Source organism: Vagococcus sp. WN80Y, assembly GCF_059621045.1.
In genome coordinates, this window is the sequence record NZ_JCAQHY010000172.1 from 59,203 (window position 1) to 77,444 (window position 18,242).

Genomic DNA, 18,242 nt, shown 5'->3' on the forward strand with positions numbered 1-18,242 from the left:
TATGAAATTTGATGCAACTGTTACTCTTGTCAAAACACCTGAGGCTCAGGCTAAACAACAGGATACTGATAAAGCGAAACATGACTCCTCTATAAACGACATCACATTAGGTAATTATGCCCCAGTGGTTCGGTACGGTAATACAGTTGTACTATTCGCTAAATAGTCAGAATTTTCTGATAATTTTAATTAAAATTGAACCTCAAAAACACGTGTCTGCATACGCAGACACTACAATTAGGGCTTAGCCCCACTTGAAGCTGCGCTTCAATCCCCTTTTCATACATGTAATTATAAACATTAACTTATTAATCGGCTCGCTCTCGCTACAATTATTAGCTTAGTAATAAAACTCGGAACTGTCAATATTAAATACCCATTTCTAATTGAAATATAATTAATTCCGATAACAGCTTACTATCATTAAATAAAGAAATAAGGAGACAACTATGGAAACTAATACTCATCTGTACAACGAACTAACTAGACTATCCGAAGCTTTTTATCTCACTGTAATTAAAATTGAGATTAATAATCATATTAAAAATGGAGATAAGCATGTGACACTCGATTATTTAACATTTGATAATCTTCTAGAACTTTTGAAATTAGGTTACCAAATCACACATCTCAATAACAAATGGACAATTCATTTAACTGTTTAAAAACAGCAGAAATTAATTAGAAAAATGAGGCAAAACAATAGCTCTTTTTCATATAACGTAGTATATTTATAGTATAGAAGAGCACAAGCAAACTAGTTAAAACAATAGAATAGCCCTATAGAAGAGCACAATTTAGCACAAGAGCCGTAAAAACGGACAACCGCACCGCATCTATAAATCATAGATGCGGTGCGGTTTTTTTATTTCCCATAATTCATATTAAATCGTGTTGATATCAGCGCTATACCTGCTCTTCTTATTGAAATGTCACTAAAGATTAACAGCATAGAATGCTGTTGGAAAGTAAAAGAGGTAAAACCATGTATAAAAAAGAATTAACCGAATTTGTTATCTACGAACAGCTACGTGTAATACAAAAATATCCATCACTAAACGGAACAATTCAGTTACATCTAGATACTTACACTCAAATCTTAGACGTATTCAGCTCAACTAATGAGTATGTTAGAGAACTCATCGACGAATTGAGCAGAACTAAAAACACGTTCATTAGTGAAGTAGCTAGCGATGAAGAAATGAACCAAGCACCAACGAGAAGCAAGACTGAAAAAGTGGAAATGATTATCACTAAATTAGTCATGAAGATTCAGAATAACCCATCACTAAAAAAATCTATCAGTTTTCATGCAGGGGTATACGGACAGATTCTCAATGCTGTTCATTCAACCAACAAAGAACTTAAGTATGAACTAGGTCAATTAAAATACGAGTCATTTAAAACAAACTTAAATGACCTTTAACATAAATCCTGACCCATGGTAATAACGTCGTTAAACTTGATTACCAAAAATAACTAGACCTACAGCAATGTGTGCTGGGTCGGAAGGAACTTAAACATGAGTAAACCTACATGGGTCAAAAAATTATCTGAGGTATTAGGTTACCCAACACAAGAAATCACAAAAATCAGTCCTAAAACTGAAAAAGAATACACAACGGATGCAGTTCCAATCCTAAATGTATTCTCAACAGGAGAAGTGACAGAAACTGAAGACGGGAAATTCCGTTATTCTATCATTGACCCTACCAAAAAGTTAGATTACGAAATCAAAGTCTTGAACAAGATTGAAGTGAAATTCGGGACTACACTATGCTTTAAAAATGTGGTTGGTGGTTCGCTTGAAAAAGGGCGTAGTTGGTATGGAGCAGATTCAGTAGAAGTGGTTAAACGGAATGTCTAAGTACAGACGTATTATCCGTAACGAAAAAAGTAAACGTCAAGGCTATCAGTATTTTTCGATAGCCTTGGTAGTTGCTTTACTATCTGCCGGTCTAAGTGGATATTGCTACTATATTAGCATTGGAACTAAGCCACTCGCTTTCGCTGTAGAATTTTTCAAATTAGCCACCCTGCTATCATTATTCTTTGCAATTATAGCTTTGCTTGGCACCATTCTACTATTTAAAAAGCAGGAACGAGTAACAACTTTTGATGACCTTGCCCTCATGTCTAGTGAATCACAAAAAATAGCGAACAAAGTAGCACAATTATTCAATGATAAACAAATTACTGATGTCTTAAATTTATCAAATACAACTCGCTATGGAGAAGAAATGCCCTTAGTCTATGTATGGATTTCAGAAGACTACTCTTGCGGTTATTTAGCCATTGAGAACATAGCCAATTATGAGCGTATGGCAAAAGACAAATACGAGCAACGTGTATCGGGATTATTAAGTAATCAATATAAACACTATTCTGTTGTGTCTTCTAAGTTATCTAAAAGTGACAATTACGTGATTTTCAATTTTGAAGATACACTAACTAGCCAACGATTTAATGTGACTGACTCAAAGGATTCATTACACGATTTTGTAAGCGAAGATATACACGCCATTCAATTATCAAAAAATTTGATTTGGCACTCAGATTTTTCTCCGCATTTTTCGATTATAGCTAGAACACGTGCGGGAAAATCCGTGTTAGCAGGTCGGTTCATGGCTCGATTAATGCAACTACAAGGGTGGACAGTGGAATATAATTCTGCTAAGTATGACCGATATGTTAAAGAATTTAACGGGGAAAGTACTCCTATTGCTATAGTAGAACGTGCCGAATACTGGCTAGAGGTAATGAAAGCTAGACTCCAAGAAATCAATGATGCGGAGAAAGAAAAATATCTTGAAATGGAAAACATGAACGATATTGCCATCTTCTTTGATGAAATCGGAAATCTGAATGCTGCATTAGAGCTCGATAAGCCACTCAAAAAGCGTTGGGAGTCTGCCATCAATCAGCTTACTGCGACTGGTGCTAGTACTGGTATCCATGTTATCGCTATTAGCCAATTTGCTACTAAGGAAGGCTTCCTTCCCTCACTAGCTCGTGCCAATTGCTCCGAGGCAGTCATTATGCTTGGTGGTGCTGCTGATTCTGCGGATGAACGTAAATACTTGATGGCTGGATTTGCCGACATGCCAAAACGTACATATCGTGTAGGGGAAGGTATCGCAAGAATTCTATCTAGTGGGGAACAATGGGAAACACCGCATTTCTATGAAGCGCCGTGGTTCGAATAACTAGTGGCTAAATATATCGGGCAGTGCAGTGCTTGTACTGCACTGCTCTAAATACTAACTATTAACTATTCTAACGCCTACGACACAGGGCTTGTCGATGTGTCGTAAACATTCCCGAAACGTTGATTTAACGGCAACAAACCCTTACCCCAGCTAACTTTATCACCCTCACTAACCATGGAATAGTTAGAGGAATAGTTAAAACAGAAAGGATTCTAATTATTATGAAGAAAGATGCAAAATTAAGCTGCGTGATGATTGTACAACAACTAGATGAAAAGTATTGGGAACATTGGGAAGACAAACAACCCATAAATGAAGCCAACAATGGTAATGTTCGCCCTCTTTTGGAAGAAACAGTGAGGCGACTTGAAACTAATGATTATACGGTCAGCGAAGCTTACGGAATTATCCATGATAAAGATGAGCGCACCATTTGGAATGAAGAAAAGATGGAAAACGTAACAGAAAATAAAGCGAAACATGTTCATATGCTGATTAAATTTGATAAGGGAGATACCCTTAACTGTTTGGCTATGGCGACAAGTATTGAACCACAGTACCTTGAAAAAGCCAAATCAGGAAGATATGGCTATGACAATATGACTGCTTATCTTGTTCATGCCAAAGACCCCGAAAAGTTCCAATATTCACCTGAAGAAGTTGTCACTGTAAAAGGTGAAAAATACGAAAGTGTTCATGGTCGAAGAATGGAAACTTGGGTCAAAGGTCGAGCAATTAAAGAAGCAAAAGAAACTAATCAGAGTGTTGATTATGTCGTTTCTGAAATCGTTAAAGGTAACTTATCAAAGGAGCAAGTAATCTTGACAGATGAGTTATACAAAGTTTATGCGCAGCATAAACGAAAAATTAATGAAGCCTTTGAAACCGCTGGGGAAAATAAAAGCTATCAAACCGTCGCTGATTTAGAAGCAGGAAAATTCAAAAAAACTATTATTTTCATTCATGGAAAAAGTGGTGCTGGAAAAACTCGAATTAGTAAAGAAATCATTGAAACATTGAAGCAGTTTACATTACATATCGAAAACAAAATTTGGGATTTTTGTATGACTGCCTCAACGAATGCTTTTGATGAATATAATGGACAAGATATATTATTTTTGGATGATATTCGTGGATATAGTTTAAGCGTTTCGGATTGGCTAAAACTTCTTGACCCTTACTCAATCAGTCCAATTTCTGCAAGGTATCACAACAAATTAGGTTCAGCAAAAGTAATCATCATCACTAGCACAATGAAGCCTGCTGATTTTTTTGAGACTGCGAAAGCTAATTATTCAGAAGATGTCGGACAATTTATTCGAAGAATTGATTTGCTGATTGAGATTGATAAAGAAACTGAGAATAATTTCTTCTTATACGAGCCCACACCAAATGAAGATTCTTCATCATCACAGAATGGAAAAGCGACAAACTGCCTATACTCATATAAGTTCGAAAAGATAGGCGACTTTGACGGTGGTGAAATGATGGTTAAATTTATTAAAACCATGCAAACGAATATGAAATGGGTACAACAAAATAGCTCGTCACAAAGCCCGCAAAGCAAAGGTGACAAGCTATCTGAAAAGAGTAGCAAGCTTTAACAACTTGCTACTTTCATTATACGTTCAATGAAAGGAAATACCAACTATGGAAATAAAATTTGATGAAAAACAAATCGAAATGCTTCAACAGCTAATTAGCCAACTAATTCTAAATGAAGTTTCAAAAATAGATAACAATAAACCACGTTACATGAATAAAAAACAAACTTGTAGCTACCTTCAAATATCAAATAATACCCTTGATTATTGGATAAAAAAGGGGCTTCCTGTCATAAGAATTAACGGTGTTATGCGTTTTGATAGTTTAGAGATTGATAATTGGTTAGCAACCAAGTATAATCGAGTCACACCTTTGACTCGCAAACAAAGGAGTTTTTAATATGAGTATCAAGAAAACAAATAATAATACCTACAGGGTACGTAAAAAATACCCCGTAGAAGTTGTTCAACTGCTGGGATTGGATAATGAGTTCTATGATAGAATCTTCAAAACACGTAAAGAAGCTAAACAAGCTGATTTAGATTTTGACATTAGAAATCAACAGCTAATTGAAACACAAAATATCAGCTCTTTCGAGCTAGGAGGCGAGGTTCTCTTTAAAGATTTCTACAAAGATACATGGTTAGAGGATTATAAAAACGGATTTACTAGCTCTTATCCTACCCCGCCTAGCAAAGTCACTATCAGTAACACAATAGATGTTTTTCGGCTGCATATTCTTCCCATGTTTGGTGATTACACGCTGAACTACTTAAATCATCATAAAAAGCTTGTCGTTCAAAAAATGAGTGCTAAAGCAAAAGAATATGCAAATTTCAAGGTTATTCGAAGCTATGTCAATCAAGTGTTTGATTTAGCAGAAGAATATGAATACATTGAGCTTAACCGATTAAACAAAAGCTTGAAGAAAATCAAAGCCATAAAGAAACATCATATCAAAGAAGCTAAGAGAGCGGAAGATAAATACTTATCTGAAACTCAATTACTCGATTGGTTTAAAGCTGTTCAAGAAGATTATGACAATGAAGACCTAGCCCAACAAGATTATGTTTTATTTTGGACAACTTTCTTTCTATCAGATAGAAAATCTGAGACCTACGCTTTACAGTGGAAACACATAGATTTTACCAATAATAAGATTTATCTCAATCAAGCATTAGATAAATTCGGTAATGTGAAAAGTACAAAAGGAAATAAGTCTAGTGAACTAAATCTGTCAGTTAAACTCAAACAAATTTTAATTGATTGGAAAGAAGCACAAAAAAAAGAGTTAGCCCAAGTCAAGATTAAACAAAATCGAGACCAATTTTTATTTACCTTCATTGACCGACAAGGAAATATTAATCAGCGTGTCCATACCGATTACCTAAATTATCGGATAAAATCCATTAAGCGACGTCACCCTAACTTAGCACACTGTACACCTCATAAGTTACGTCATACGAGCGCAACACTTGCTAAAAAGGGCGGTATGTCCATTGAGAAGATTTCAGAAGGCTTAACCCATTCCGAAGTAGAGACAACAAAAACATATATTAATGGTAATAATATTATTGAATTGACACCTGCTGACTTTATTTATAGCCAACTCACAAAAAGCATTGGTGGGGAATAGGTGGGGATTTTGGTGGGGATTTTCAAAAACCGGCAAAAAAAGACACCTTCCAACAAAATGGAAAGTGCCTTGAAACGTTGATACAACAACGATATTAACGTTTTGAAAACTGTGAAGCTTTACGAGCTTTCTTAAGACCTGGTTCGATTGTTTCAATTTTCAATGTGCATCAAAATCCTTTAATATCAATTCTTACAGAACTATTAATATTTACAAACTTTATTGAGTTTCATATAATTTGAAATCAATGGTGTCAATTTTTTAACAAAAAATATGCGAACCGAAATGATTTACACAAATTTAGCTAATCTAAACTTTATTAAATCAGGTAAATGAAGATTTCTTTTAACAAAGATTATTCATTCTCAATTTTTCAGAAAAGACAACAAACTTATGACTTTACCACCGATATCCAAAGTAATTTTGGCTAACTCTATACCGTATTTTGAAAAAAAAGATTGTTTGATATTATCATCATTCGGATATTTTGTAACAACTTTGATATCCTCTTTTGAAATTCCATGAGTTATCATCAACTCTCTATATTCATTTACTTTATTTAAAAAGGTATCGCCTTCAATTCTTTGATGAGCTACACTATTGTTCATAGCCACTTGCACAGAACCATTAGTCCTATCTATATTAATACTAGAATATTTAAGTTCGGTATTAGGTATTACCTTATAAACAACATATGGACCTCTTTTTGATCTTACTGTTCCATCACTACTATATTCTACTTCATAATAAGCATCATCCAGTAATTCAGAAATTTTATACTGATACCCGTGCTCATTCTCGACTTCCATATTTTGAAAAATATTCTGTAAAATATAATCTTTTTTTCGTTTTTGAGTTATCTTATCGTACTTAAAAAATAAACCAGTCCCTTGATTTTTGAGTGGTAAAAACACTCCTCCTAAATCTAGCTTACTATAATCTGCAACAGCATCCTTCTCTTTTTCTTTTTTAGTGACATATATCCATAATACCATTATAAAAATCATACATACCATAAAAATGAAATTTTGCTTAAAAAAAACCATAATTCCACTCCTTTACAAACAATTATTTTCTCTGTACCTCTAGTTACTACAGATTTCCACTAATTAACTCATTAAAAACAATTTGAATAAAAATCTTTTCATCTATATTAGTGTTAACAGCTCCAATTTTACCAAACAATTCAATTAATGAGTATGTGTTCCCTATGACTTCTTCCCTATATAAATTATCAATATTTTTCTTAGAATTCGCACTCAATTCATTTGATTTTGCTCTTGATAGTCTGTTAAATATTAAAGATAGCTGATCCCTATCCAATTTATTTCGATTTTTTATGCTTGAAATGTGTTGTATTGTTTCATTCGCATAATTGGATAGTCTATTTAGATTCCTTAACTTTTCTTGAATAGTATCCATTTTATAAGTATGAATTATTCCAACGACAGTATCACCAATCGCTCTAAATTTATTATTTTTCTTATCGAAAATTGTATAGATAAACTCTAAAGAAAGTTTCCCTTCAGTTATTTCGTTATTGGTAAGTCTGATACCAATCTCTACAAAAGTATCTTTATCAACTTTGTATGTTTCTTCTTGAATAAACGTAATATCTAAGCTTGAATCGGTAATGTATCCTTGCTCAACAAGTATATGGGTTCCATTTTCTTCTGCATATTGATGTAATGAGTGAAGAACAAGATAAATTGCTATATTGTTATCATAATTTTTGTAAGATGTGGTTGTTAACCCTCGAAGAAATAAGTTATCCCCATCCATCAAAAACCTATATTGTCTAGCCTCATCTTTTTGAGTTTCCATGAGCCTGTTTATGTTTTCATTAAGTAAGTCTTTTTCTCCATGTGATAAACAAAAATTCCCAAACTTTTTCATACTAAAAAGAGAATCTAGAAATGTATCAGTAAATTTATACAACCCTCTAGCATTATACCCATCTAAATTAAGAATTATCTCATTGTCGTGAAAAAAACCAATGTATTCAATTTCAGAAAGTGGTAAAGTTAAATCCATCTTTTCATTATCTATGCTATTGTATAGTTCGACTAATTCTTTTGATCCCTTTACATTACATGCAGATTCTTTCTTTATACAGTCTACGACCTCTGACATTAAAGTTCCAAGTTCTGGTGTATCTGACTCTAATCGTAGCAACTTCTTTATCGTATCATACTCTGCATAGCCCCCCTCTAACCCTCCGTTATATTGTTTTTTCATCAAAAAATTCATAAAAAACTTCCTTTCCTTCTATTTTTGAGATAAAGATAAAGGAAACAAAAAATAGAGAGTCTATCTATAAATTGCAAAGCTCGAGTCTTTACAATTAAGTAAAATATTGCTATAATTTTTTCGTTAATAGCTAATTTAGCAATAATTTAGAAGAGAAAACACTATATTTAATATCCCTAAACAGTAGATGGCAGTCTACTGTTTTCTTTTTCTTACTACGAATATTATCATATAGAAAAATTGACGTCAATTAAAAAATAACTTTTTAGTCCCAAATCATTTATTTTTGTCCCAACATATGCTATAGTATCTATATTGGAGCGTGATTAATTTGAAGAAAAAAAATATACTGAATTTAATTAAGTATCATACTGAAAAAAATGATTTTCAATTTAGAAATGAAGCAATTGAGATTGCTCGTTACTTTGATTCCTTGGGTGATAGTCAACTATCTGAATACATTATGAGTCTATTATCAACAACTAATACTTTTGTTCCTCAAGGGAATACCTTTGACAGTTTATTCTTCCGAAAAGTTGAGCCCTCAAGCAATTCACTGCCTCTTCCTAAATCACTTATGGATGATATTCGAGGTATAATAAACGCTGTTAATCACAATGCTGGTATCAATAAGTTCCTTTTTAAAGGTGCTCCTGGAACTGGAAAAACAGAAACAGTTAAGCAAGTTGCACGCTTGTTGGATAGACAATTATATATGATTGAGTTCAGTGAACTAATTGATAGCAAAATGGGGCAAACGTCAAAAAATATTGTATCAGTATTTAACGAAATTAATAGAGTCCCTTATCCTTCTAATATTGTAGTGCTTTTCGATGAGATAGATGCCATAGCATTAGACAGAGTAAACTCAAACGATTTGAGAGAAATGGGAAGAGTCACTTCGACTATTCTGAAAGAATTTGATAAACTAAATGAAGAGATTGTTTTAATAGCTACCACAAATTTATTTGAAAGTTTTGATAAGGCTTTGACTAGAAGATTTGATTCCGTTATTGACTTCGATCGCTATGAACGTGACGATTTAATAGAGATTGCAGAAAGTATCTTGAATTCTTTGCTGAAAAAATTTAAAGATGCAGGAAGAGATATGAAACTCTTCAAAAAAATTATTAATTGTATGGATGAGATACCTAATCCAGGGGAACTAAAAAATATGATAAAAGTATCTCTAGCATTTAGTGATCCCACAAATGAATTTGATTACTTAAAAAGATTACTGAATTATACTATTAAAAATCCAAAAGATATTAATTTGAAAAAATTATACTCAATGGGTTTTACCGTACGTGAAATCGAAGTACTAACAGGCATTTCAAAAAGTCAAGTATCAAGAGAACTAAAAGGAGAATAACATGAATGATATCTTACAATTAAAAGGTAGGTTTGAACAAAAAAAAAATACATCAGGATTTGGTCCTCCAAAATTACCAAAAGGAAGTACAATAAGCGCTAAAGATATAAAGAATTTACAATCTAATTTGATTGAGATGGAAAACTTTTGGAAAAGGCAAACACTTATTGAAGGAGCTTTAATAAGTGTTTATTATAAAAGAATAGCTGCTAAAAGTATTAGAATCAACGGCTTCCTTTCATATAAAAGTAAAAATGTTAATAATACTATTGTAGGGGCCAAATTTACTCAAGAAAATCATAATTCAAAAAAGAAACATGTCATTACTCATTATGTCCCTATAGAAGCAATTAGTACATCTATTCAATTATCCAATAAAGTAATAAACGTTCTGAACAATGAATTTGGAGGAGCCATAACTGATACTGAATTTAACCAAAAAGATAATTTAAAAAAAATTGACTTAAAAAACAAATATGGAGTCTCACATTCTATGTTCCAATCTATCATTGTAGATTCTCATTATGTAGAAAAATTTGATGTTGAAAACAATACTGATCTTATCAATAAAGAAAATTCAATCATATCAATATATGATACTGGATATAATGTACAAACATTATTGAGTAAGTTAGGTATAAAAATCTACAATGACAGAATTTTAAATGAGACAACTATTCTATTAGATGCAAATTATATAGAAATATTAATGGAAAAAGCCCCTTACTTAATCTCCATGGCTACTGAAAACATCTTAGATTTAGCTCCGAGTGATTTTTCTAAATCTATTGAAAACGATGAAATGTCCATTCCATCTCCAGGAGACGTTCCTACAATCGGAGTAATAGACACATTGTTTAATGATAAGGTTTATTTTAGTGATTGGGTGGAATATCATGACATGTTGAATAAAGATATTACAACTGATGAATCAGATTATATGCATGGCACTACCGTATCATCCATAATTGTTGATGGACCAACCTTAAATCCTGACATGAATGACGAATGTGGTCGATTTAAAGTGAGACATTTTGGAGTATCTCCTGGTAAAGCTTTCCACTCTTTTACAATTATCCGTAGCATTAAGCAAATTATTGCTAGTAACAAAGATATACGAGTTTGGAATCTATCTTTGGGAGCAAATGATGAAATAAATCAAAATTTTATATCTGCTGAAGGAGCTATTTTGGACCAAATTCAATTTGAAAATGATGTGATATTCGTAATAGCTGGCACTAACAAAAACATTACTGAGAAAAATAAAAAAATTGGTGCACCTGCTGATTCAATAAATTCTTTGGTTGTAAATTCAGTGGATAAACAGAAGAACTCTGTTCCCTATACGCGTGAAGGAATTGTTCTATCTTTCTTTGCAAAACCTGATGTAAGCTACTATGGAGGAACTGCTACTGAACGTATCACTGCATACGGGCCTAAGGGGAAAGTAGGAGTTTCAGGCACATCTTATGCGGCTCCTTGGATAGCCAGAAAATTATCTTATTTAATTGACATAATTGGATTAAGCAAAGAAGTTGCAAAAGCACTTTTAATAGACTCTGCTATTGGTTGGCAAGACAATATTCCTCTCTCAATTTTAAAAACAATAGGGCATGGTGTTGTACCCATAAAGATTAATGATATATTAAATTCTCCCGATGAAGAAATCAAATTTGTAGTTTCCGGGATTTCTGAGCAATATGATACTTTTAATTATAATTTTCCTGTTCCCATATACAAAGATAAATATCCCTATATAGCTAAAGCAACTCTATGCTACTTCCCAAAATGTTCTAGAAATCAAGGGGTAGATTATACAAATACTGAATTAGATATTTATTTTGGGCGTTTGGATAATAACGGCAGAATGAAAAGTATCAATAATAATAAACAGAGTCTTGAAGAAGTTCGCTATTTAAAAGAGGAAGATGCAAGAACACAATTTAGAAAATGGGATAATGTTAAACATATATGCGAAGAAATAAAAACAAACCCAAAAGGAAAAAAAGTTTATGAAAATAATTTATGGGCAATGAGTATCAAAACTAAAGAACGTTTAAATACAAAAGATGGTGAAGGCATTCATTTTGGCGTTGTAGTGACATTGAAAGAAATAAACGGCGTCAACAGAATTGAAGACTTCATTCAACAATGTAGTCTCAGAGGCTGGTTAGTAAACAGAATAAATGTTGATAACAGAATTGATATTTATCAAACGGCGAATGAAACAATTGAGTTAAATTAAATCCATTATACTTGTCTATCATTGCTTATTTCGATTAAAAACAAAGACCCCATGAAAGTTTTTCATGGGGTCTTTTATTTTCAGCAGACATCACTTCTTTGATACATTACAAACTATTAATACAGTTATTACAGCTAATATTCAAGCGTTTTTTCTGTTGCTTGTATCGCTAAAAGATTCTGTCTTGCTATATTAAATTCTTTTGAGCTAGTCAATGTTCTCTTAATTTTAATGGCAACAATGACCTAACTATAGCTATAAAAAACCTTCCCACCCAATAATCTCCAAATCCCCCATCCTGTAAGAGTACTAAGAATAGCAAAAATGATTATCACGACAGTCCATTTTTTCACCTCAACTTTATATCATTTCGATTCCTCATTTTCCACATCTGAATCCATATTCTCTAAAGCATATTCACATGCCTGAATAACAAAGCTTGAGAAAGTGACATCATTGTTTGTGATAACTTTTTCAATTTTTTCTATAAGTGGAATAGGAAATCTCACAGTTTTATTTTCTGTTTCTTTGCGATTCGGCTTAATTTTAAAACTATTCATTTGCATTACCTCCTGTCACAATCAATTGTATTTCGTTTCGAACTGCATTGATGCACTGCTTTTCGCAATACAATATGTATTGCAAATCCAAAAGATACTCGTTATAATGAGTTGTGAATAAAAAGATAGGAGGGGAAAAATGCAAAAAGCAAGTATTATTTTAACAAGTGGTATCAGTTTGATTTTATTATCTGCATGTTCAGGAACTAATATTGATAAAGCAGATAAAACAACAAATAGTTCTTCATTCTCATCAACTAGCGAAACTTTATCTACAGTAGACTCTTCTAAAAAAGATTCTTCTAAAAAACAATTTGATGAATTATCACAGGAAATAAAATTAGTATTAATGGCAGATATTGTCGATTCACGTATCAAAGAATATCCAAATTTAGAAGGACTTACCTTATATTATTTTGTCGATAATAGTGATCTCTATCTACAAATTACAAGTGGTGCTGGTACTGGTCATCCGATTTATAAACTTTTAATAAACGACAATGGCATGACTCCCACGCAAGGTGTTTGTTATTTAGGTATAAAAGGGTATGAAGAAGTTGACATAGACAATCAATCAGTGCCGAAAGAGACGCTTTTTAAAAATTACACCCACGATAAATCCAATTTTGATAATTCAGCAAAAAAAGTACAAAAATCAGAAAATTTGAAAGAAATCTTTAATGAACAAATGATTTATATCAGCAACAATTTACAAAATGAAAAAACTTCTGATAATACACCACAGCCTTCTGATGATGAGATACTTGATTATTTCATCAATAATATTCTTGATGATGTAGGCGTTAAAGATAGTTTTATAAAACAACAAGCTAAATATGGTGTTGACGAAAATGGTTCACAAATGATTCGTTATGGCGGCGGACAAGGTGCCTACACAACAATTGACGGCAATAGGATACTTTACACAGGCTATTCGTTTGGTGGAGTTTCTGAAGATGGCACAGTATCTAAATCTAATCTTTATACAGCCTATTATGACTTCATAACAGGAGAGCACGGAATGCTTTAATCTATTGATAATAGATGGAATCTATATGCTACTTTCAACAATCATTACAGAAAGGAGACACACTAAATGGAAGGTTATCAAGACATTACTAAGGAAGACTTGCCTTTTATTTTTCAATTACTAGAATTAGAAAATGAAGTAATAGATTCAATCGTATCACTTGAAAATGATATGACCCAAATTAACAATAAAAAAAAACAGTTGAACCTTGCATTTCATAATCAATCTCACCTAATTAGAAATCTTATTTTCTCAGGAATATCCTCAATCATCATTGTTTTATTTTTTCATTTAAGCCCTTTAGGTAGTTTTTTATTAAGTTTAGCTAGTTTAATGGGCTACGACTTCTATAAAAAAGACAAAATAAAAAAACATATGAATGACAAGGAGACACAAATTGAAGGAATTTGTACAAAAAAAACTAATGTTCAAAATCAATTAGGAGTGCTATTAGAAAAAAACGCTATCTATACTAATAAAATCCCTGAACAATTCCGAAACCCAAATTCTGTTGCGTTGCTATTCAATTATCTACATTGCGGTCAAGCAGATAATTTGAAAGAAGCCTATCATTTACTAGATTTAGAGTATAAACATCAAGAACATATGGGAATTTTAAGAGAACATTCCAATCTTTTAGAAGAAAACAATCAAATAGCCTACCAGCAATTAAATCAACTTCAAGGGTTAACTTCATTACAAGAGCAACAATTAACTGCAATCAGAGAATTATCAATGACTGCACGAAATATAAATTCAACATTGGAACAAACAGATAAACGTGTAGAGGGATTAGAAGAACGTTTTGTTCCAAAATATAAAAGAAAAAGTTAGGAATGATAGATATGACAAAAATTAATATGTTATCAAGCGTATATTGGGAAAATTTATTTCATGATCTTAAAGGTCTATTAAAAGTATATCCTATTCAAGTTCTATTGAGCTTGATTGTTTCAGTAGCAGTAGCTTTTATATTCTTTTTAGAAGGACAAGTATTTTTCTCTTTATTTTGGGGAATTTCCTATTTTTTTGGAACAAATCTACTACTCTTAATTGTTTCAGAGAAAATAGAGAATGGAATGGCACAAAATACTGTATCTGCTCATGTATTATTTGGAACAAGTACTAATCGACTTAAATTATCTGGGTTTTATTGGGTTCTAAAAGGAATCGTAGTTCTTTTAAAATATATGTTTGCGCCATTTTTACTAATTATTGGTTTATTCCAATATCAAAGTATTCTAAACAAAATAATGGCAAAACGAGAATTAGAAAATTATGAATAATTTTGAAATCATTGAATAAAGACAAACTACTAAAAAAGAATCTCAGGAGGAAAACAAATGAACTTACGTAAAAATCACAAAAAAATGATAGAAAAAAAGAGCGCACAACAATTAATAAGAACAGGTGCTGTATTAGCTTCATTAAGTATTCTCACATTAGTAAGTGCTACACCTGTGTTAGCTTCAACTTGGAACGCTAACACACCAGAGTCCATTCAAATTAAAGAAGGACAAACCAGCTATACGATGATTGCTGGTGACACACTTTGGGCCATCTCTATGAAGATTAATGTGAATGTTCAAACATTAGCTTCTATCAACAATATTGATTTATCTTTTGGCGAAGAATATCGTTTAGCAATTGGTACCGTCATCAAATGGGATAAACACGGAAATTTAGTAGCCGAAACGCCTGATGGTAAACAGGTCAATGATGGGGTAAAGGTCAATAATTCTAACAAAATCATTCCCGACAAACCAATCGGCACTGATGTAACAGATAATATCAAAAACAATAACATCTCCGGCAATCAAATTGATGGCAACCCAAACAATACTGGAAATAATAATTCTAATGAGTCGGAAACACCTGAAGGAGAAACTAGCAAACCAGAAGATAAATGGAAAGACTTAATATTTGAAGAGAGAGAAGGAGGCACTATTTTACGCATTGGACCTTTTAACAGTCGTAAAGATGCTAATGAATATTTTGATTATCGTGGCTTTAAAGCAGGATATGCTTTCGAAAATGAGTTAGACGGTGGAAAATGGTATCTAGATGTTAAGGTTAAAGATAGTGAACCCGTAGACCCTACCGAACCTGAAGCAAATGTAGGAACAGTTACTATTCGCTATGTCAATCAAGACGGTGTAGAAATTAAAGATGCAACCGTAATGACAGGCACCATTGGAGAAATGTTTAATGCCATTGCCGATAAAGCTATTTCTAATTATCTCCTTCTATTTACTGATTTACCTGAAGGTGCAGTTTTACTTGATGATGGAAATGCCGTTTTTAGAAACTCATACACACAAAAACCACAAACTGTTACTTTCATCTACTATATGAACTCAAATAACTAGCTGAAAAGAGCGTATGAACGATTTTGTTCATATGCTTTTTTGTTCTAAAAAAACAATGATTTCATTTTACTAATGGGAAGCTCCCCTAATTTCTTCAATTTTTATATGAGAAATATACCCTTCGTTAAATAAAACAGCCTTTTTTGATATTACTTCTATACAACAAAACGTTGTACAGAATGGAGGAAGAAAAATGAGATTATATGTTGATGTAGAAAAAAGTTTTGAATATGGTATTGCATTTATGGGTGCAAGTAATTGGTTAGATTTCACAACAAAAGAAGTAAAAGGTGTAGAAATTCATTGTATTAATTTAGCAACATTTGAAAAATTCAAAGTACGCATTAAAGGTGCTGAGAAGCAAATATTTAAAAAAATTGAAAAACGTCAAAACATTTCATTTGAAGGATTAATTGCTAATTCATGGACATTAGATAACGGAAAATCAGGTGTGACAATTTCAGCAAATAAATTGCAAGAACTTGGCGATTAGCTTATAAAATGCGTGAAACATTAATATTTCGCGCATTTTATTTTTTAAAGATGAATAACTGATAACAAATAAAAAACTTTTTGAAAACAGCATAAAATAGCTAACGAAAAAAAATGATGACACCTTACATAAAACGCTACAAGACGCAATATACTGCTGTTTGAGGCGTCTTAAAAGGAAAGGATATGAAACATTAATGTTTAAAGTTAAGTTGAAAAAACTGCATAATAAAGCTTTTCTCAAGGCTTTTAGATACTCAACCATAAGATATAAATTGAAATATTTTTTACAAGCAAATGAACTCTATTTAACTGATGAAATCAAACAATTAAAAAAAATTGAAGGGATCAATCAGAGATTAAATAAAGTTCAACTATCTGTTGAAATCAAATACAAAACTAAAAAAAGTGAATATGACGATACACTTTTAACTCTACAATTATTAAAAACAGGTTCCATGTTAGACGATAGACTGCACGATTTTGATAGTCAGTTACAAAGTTTGTTTCATGCTAAATTATTACAAAAAAACAATGAAATCGGATTTGTTGAATACATTCTTTTATACAAAGAATGTAAAGAACAAGAAATTTGTGATTTATCAGCAAGTATTGACTATGACCCACAAGGGAAAATTTCATTGTCAAAACGATTTGAGTGGGATTATATTCGTAACCCCCATTTATTATTAGGTGGTAATTCTGGTACAGGAAAATCATATTTGTTGTTTAGTATTATTCATAAAATGCTCAAAGAGGCACCTCCGTATCTAATTTATATTTGTGATGGAAAATTTGATGAATTAGAACAAATTACTACTGATTATTTTAAATTGCCTATGGTAGCAAGTTCCATCGAAGATATAAAACTCTATATTGAATCTGTTGAAGAATTAATGGAAGAACGATATAGCAATAAAACTAAAGACAATGAAGCAGTTTTTCTCATCATTGATGAATTTGCTGCATTAAGTTTAGTGATTGAAAAAAAAGAATGGCAAACACTAAACATGAAAATAAAGAATATAATCTTAAAAGGTCGTGCAGCCAATATTCACGTATTGATTGCTATGCAACGAGCAAGTTCCGATTCTATTGATTTGGCTATACGTGATAATACCGCTATAAAAATTGGTTTGGGAAATCTTTCTGTAGAAAATTTTAGAATGATTTTTGGGGAAAATCGTAGCGCTAATGACATATTAAAACGTGAACGTGGACAAGGGTATATTTTAATCAACGGACAAAGTTTGAGTATGTTCGATTCCCCCTTTATAAAAATGTAACTACAAATAAATAATAGCCGAACTAATAAACTGAATTTTGAGAAAAAAATGTCGACAGGCTGGACCTTGAGATTTTTGGTATTTAGATTGGGAAAATTGTTGACAAATTTTCTCATTCTAACTACCAAAATATCGAATGAAAACAGACTGTTGTATACTTTTTTGTTTGATATTCAGTGATTAGTGTCACGGGTAGTTTATTCGTAGTGAATATAAAATTGACAATATCTAGAAAGAAAACCTCTGAA

At 32.2% G+C, this 18,242-nt stretch carries 18 protein-coding genes; 15 read left to right on the top strand and 3 right to left on the bottom strand.

The annotated features are described in order from the left end of the window. Position 1 precedes the first annotated feature (1 nt). From AC5KOD_RS19235 to AC5KOD_RS19265, 7 genes are all read left to right on the top strand, one after another. Entirely contained in the window at positions 2–166 is a 165-nt protein-coding gene (locus AC5KOD_RS19235; protein WP_496916215.1) for a hypothetical protein, read from the top strand. Positions 167–985: 819 nt separating this feature from the next. Next, positions 986–1,426: a hypothetical protein gene (locus AC5KOD_RS19240; protein WP_496916216.1), complete on the top strand. Its 441-nt coding sequence runs from the start codon at positions 986–988 to the stop codon at positions 1,424–1,426. Positions 1,427–1,522: 96 nt separating this feature from the next. Further along, positions 1,523–1,867 (top strand): hypothetical protein, encoded by a 345-nt coding sequence (locus AC5KOD_RS19245; RefSeq protein WP_496916217.1) that lies wholly within the window; start codon positions 1,523–1,525, stop codon positions 1,865–1,867. Next, positions 1,860–3,206 carry a cell division protein FtsK gene (locus AC5KOD_RS19250; RefSeq protein ID WP_496916218.1) on the top strand — a complete coding sequence of 449 codons (1,347 nt, stop codon included), beginning with the start codon at positions 1,860–1,862 and terminating at the stop codon, positions 3,204–3,206. The genes AC5KOD_RS19245 and AC5KOD_RS19250 overlap by 8 nt, the downstream gene beginning before the upstream one ends. A 224-nt stretch (positions 3,207–3,430) precedes the next feature. After that, positions 3,431–4,813 (top strand): Rep family protein, encoded by a 1,383-nt coding sequence (locus tag AC5KOD_RS19255; protein ID WP_496916219.1) that lies wholly within the window; start codon positions 3,431–3,433, stop codon positions 4,811–4,813. A 46-nt stretch (positions 4,814–4,859) separates the two neighbouring features. Continuing rightward, positions 4,860–5,153 carry a helix-turn-helix domain-containing protein gene (locus AC5KOD_RS19260; protein WP_496916220.1) on the top strand — a complete coding sequence of 98 codons (294 nt, stop codon included), beginning with the start codon at positions 4,860–4,862 and terminating at the stop codon, positions 5,151–5,153. A 1-nt stretch (position 5,154) separates the two neighbouring features. Beyond that, entirely contained in the window at positions 5,155–6,390 is a 1,236-nt protein-coding gene (locus tag AC5KOD_RS19265) for a tyrosine-type recombinase/integrase (protein WP_496916221.1), read from the top strand. 365 nt (positions 6,391–6,755) lie between these two features. Here AC5KOD_RS19265 and AC5KOD_RS19270 read toward each other — a convergent pair whose 3' ends face one another. Both AC5KOD_RS19270 and AC5KOD_RS19275 read right to left on the bottom strand, forming a co-directional pair. Further along, on the bottom strand, positions 6,756–7,436 hold the full coding sequence (locus AC5KOD_RS19270) for a hypothetical protein (protein ID WP_496916222.1): 681 nt from the start codon (positions 7,434–7,436) through the stop codon (positions 6,756–6,758). A gap of 46 nt (positions 7,437–7,482) precedes the next feature. Then, a complete protein-coding gene (locus tag AC5KOD_RS19275; RefSeq protein ID WP_496916223.1) occupies positions 7,483–8,640 on the bottom strand; it encodes a hypothetical protein in 1,158 nt (385 codons plus the stop codon). A gap of 331 nt (positions 8,641–8,971) precedes the next feature. Between AC5KOD_RS19275 and AC5KOD_RS19280 the strand changes: the two genes are divergently transcribed. Next, positions 8,972–10,012, top strand: coding sequence for an AAA family ATPase (locus tag AC5KOD_RS19280; RefSeq protein ID WP_496916224.1), 1,041 nt, complete (start codon positions 8,972–8,974; stop codon positions 10,010–10,012). 1 nt (position 10,013) lies between these two features. After that, complete coding sequence (locus AC5KOD_RS19285) at positions 10,014–12,257, top strand: S8 family peptidase (protein ID WP_496916225.1); 2,244 nt, start codon at positions 10,014–10,016, stop codon at positions 12,255–12,257. A 365-nt stretch (positions 12,258–12,622) separates the two neighbouring features. Here the strand turns inward: AC5KOD_RS19285 and AC5KOD_RS19290 are convergent, their stop codons facing one another. Then, positions 12,623–12,817 (bottom strand): YlcI/YnfO family protein, encoded by a 195-nt coding sequence (locus AC5KOD_RS19290; RefSeq protein ID WP_496916226.1) that lies wholly within the window; start codon positions 12,815–12,817, stop codon positions 12,623–12,625. A 139-nt stretch (positions 12,818–12,956) separates the two neighbouring features. Here AC5KOD_RS19290 and AC5KOD_RS19295 point away from each other — a divergent pair, with 139 nt between their 5' ends. The 6 genes from AC5KOD_RS19295 to AC5KOD_RS19320 all read left to right on the top strand — a co-directional run bounded on the left by AC5KOD_RS19295 (position 12,957) and on the right by AC5KOD_RS19320 (position 17,994). Beyond that, positions 12,957–13,847: a hypothetical protein gene (locus AC5KOD_RS19295; RefSeq protein WP_496916227.1), complete on the top strand. Its 891-nt coding sequence runs from the start codon at positions 12,957–12,959 to the stop codon at positions 13,845–13,847. A 66-nt stretch (positions 13,848–13,913) separates the two neighbouring features. Beyond that, positions 13,914–14,681 carry a hypothetical protein gene (locus AC5KOD_RS19300; RefSeq protein ID WP_496916228.1) on the top strand — a complete coding sequence of 256 codons (768 nt, stop codon included), beginning with the start codon at positions 13,914–13,916 and terminating at the stop codon, positions 14,679–14,681. 11 nt (positions 14,682–14,692) lie between these two features. Then, positions 14,693–15,133, top strand: coding sequence for a hypothetical protein (locus AC5KOD_RS19305; RefSeq protein ID WP_496916229.1), 441 nt, complete (start codon positions 14,693–14,695; stop codon positions 15,131–15,133). 57 nt (positions 15,134–15,190) lie between these two features. After that, positions 15,191–16,216 carry a MucBP domain-containing protein gene (locus tag AC5KOD_RS19310; protein ID WP_496916230.1) on the top strand — a complete coding sequence of 342 codons (1,026 nt, stop codon included), beginning with the start codon at positions 15,191–15,193 and terminating at the stop codon, positions 16,214–16,216. Positions 16,217–16,409: 193 nt separating this feature from the next. Beyond that, the gene (locus AC5KOD_RS19315) at positions 16,410–16,709 is read left to right on the top strand and encodes a hypothetical protein (protein ID WP_496916231.1); all 300 of its coding nucleotides are present in this window, start codon (positions 16,410–16,412) and stop codon (positions 16,707–16,709) included. A 196-nt stretch (positions 16,710–16,905) separates the two neighbouring features. Next, entirely contained in the window at positions 16,906–17,994 is a 1,089-nt protein-coding gene (locus AC5KOD_RS19320) for an FtsK/SpoIIIE domain-containing protein (protein ID WP_496916232.1), read from the top strand. Positions 17,995–18,242 lie beyond the last annotated feature (248 nt).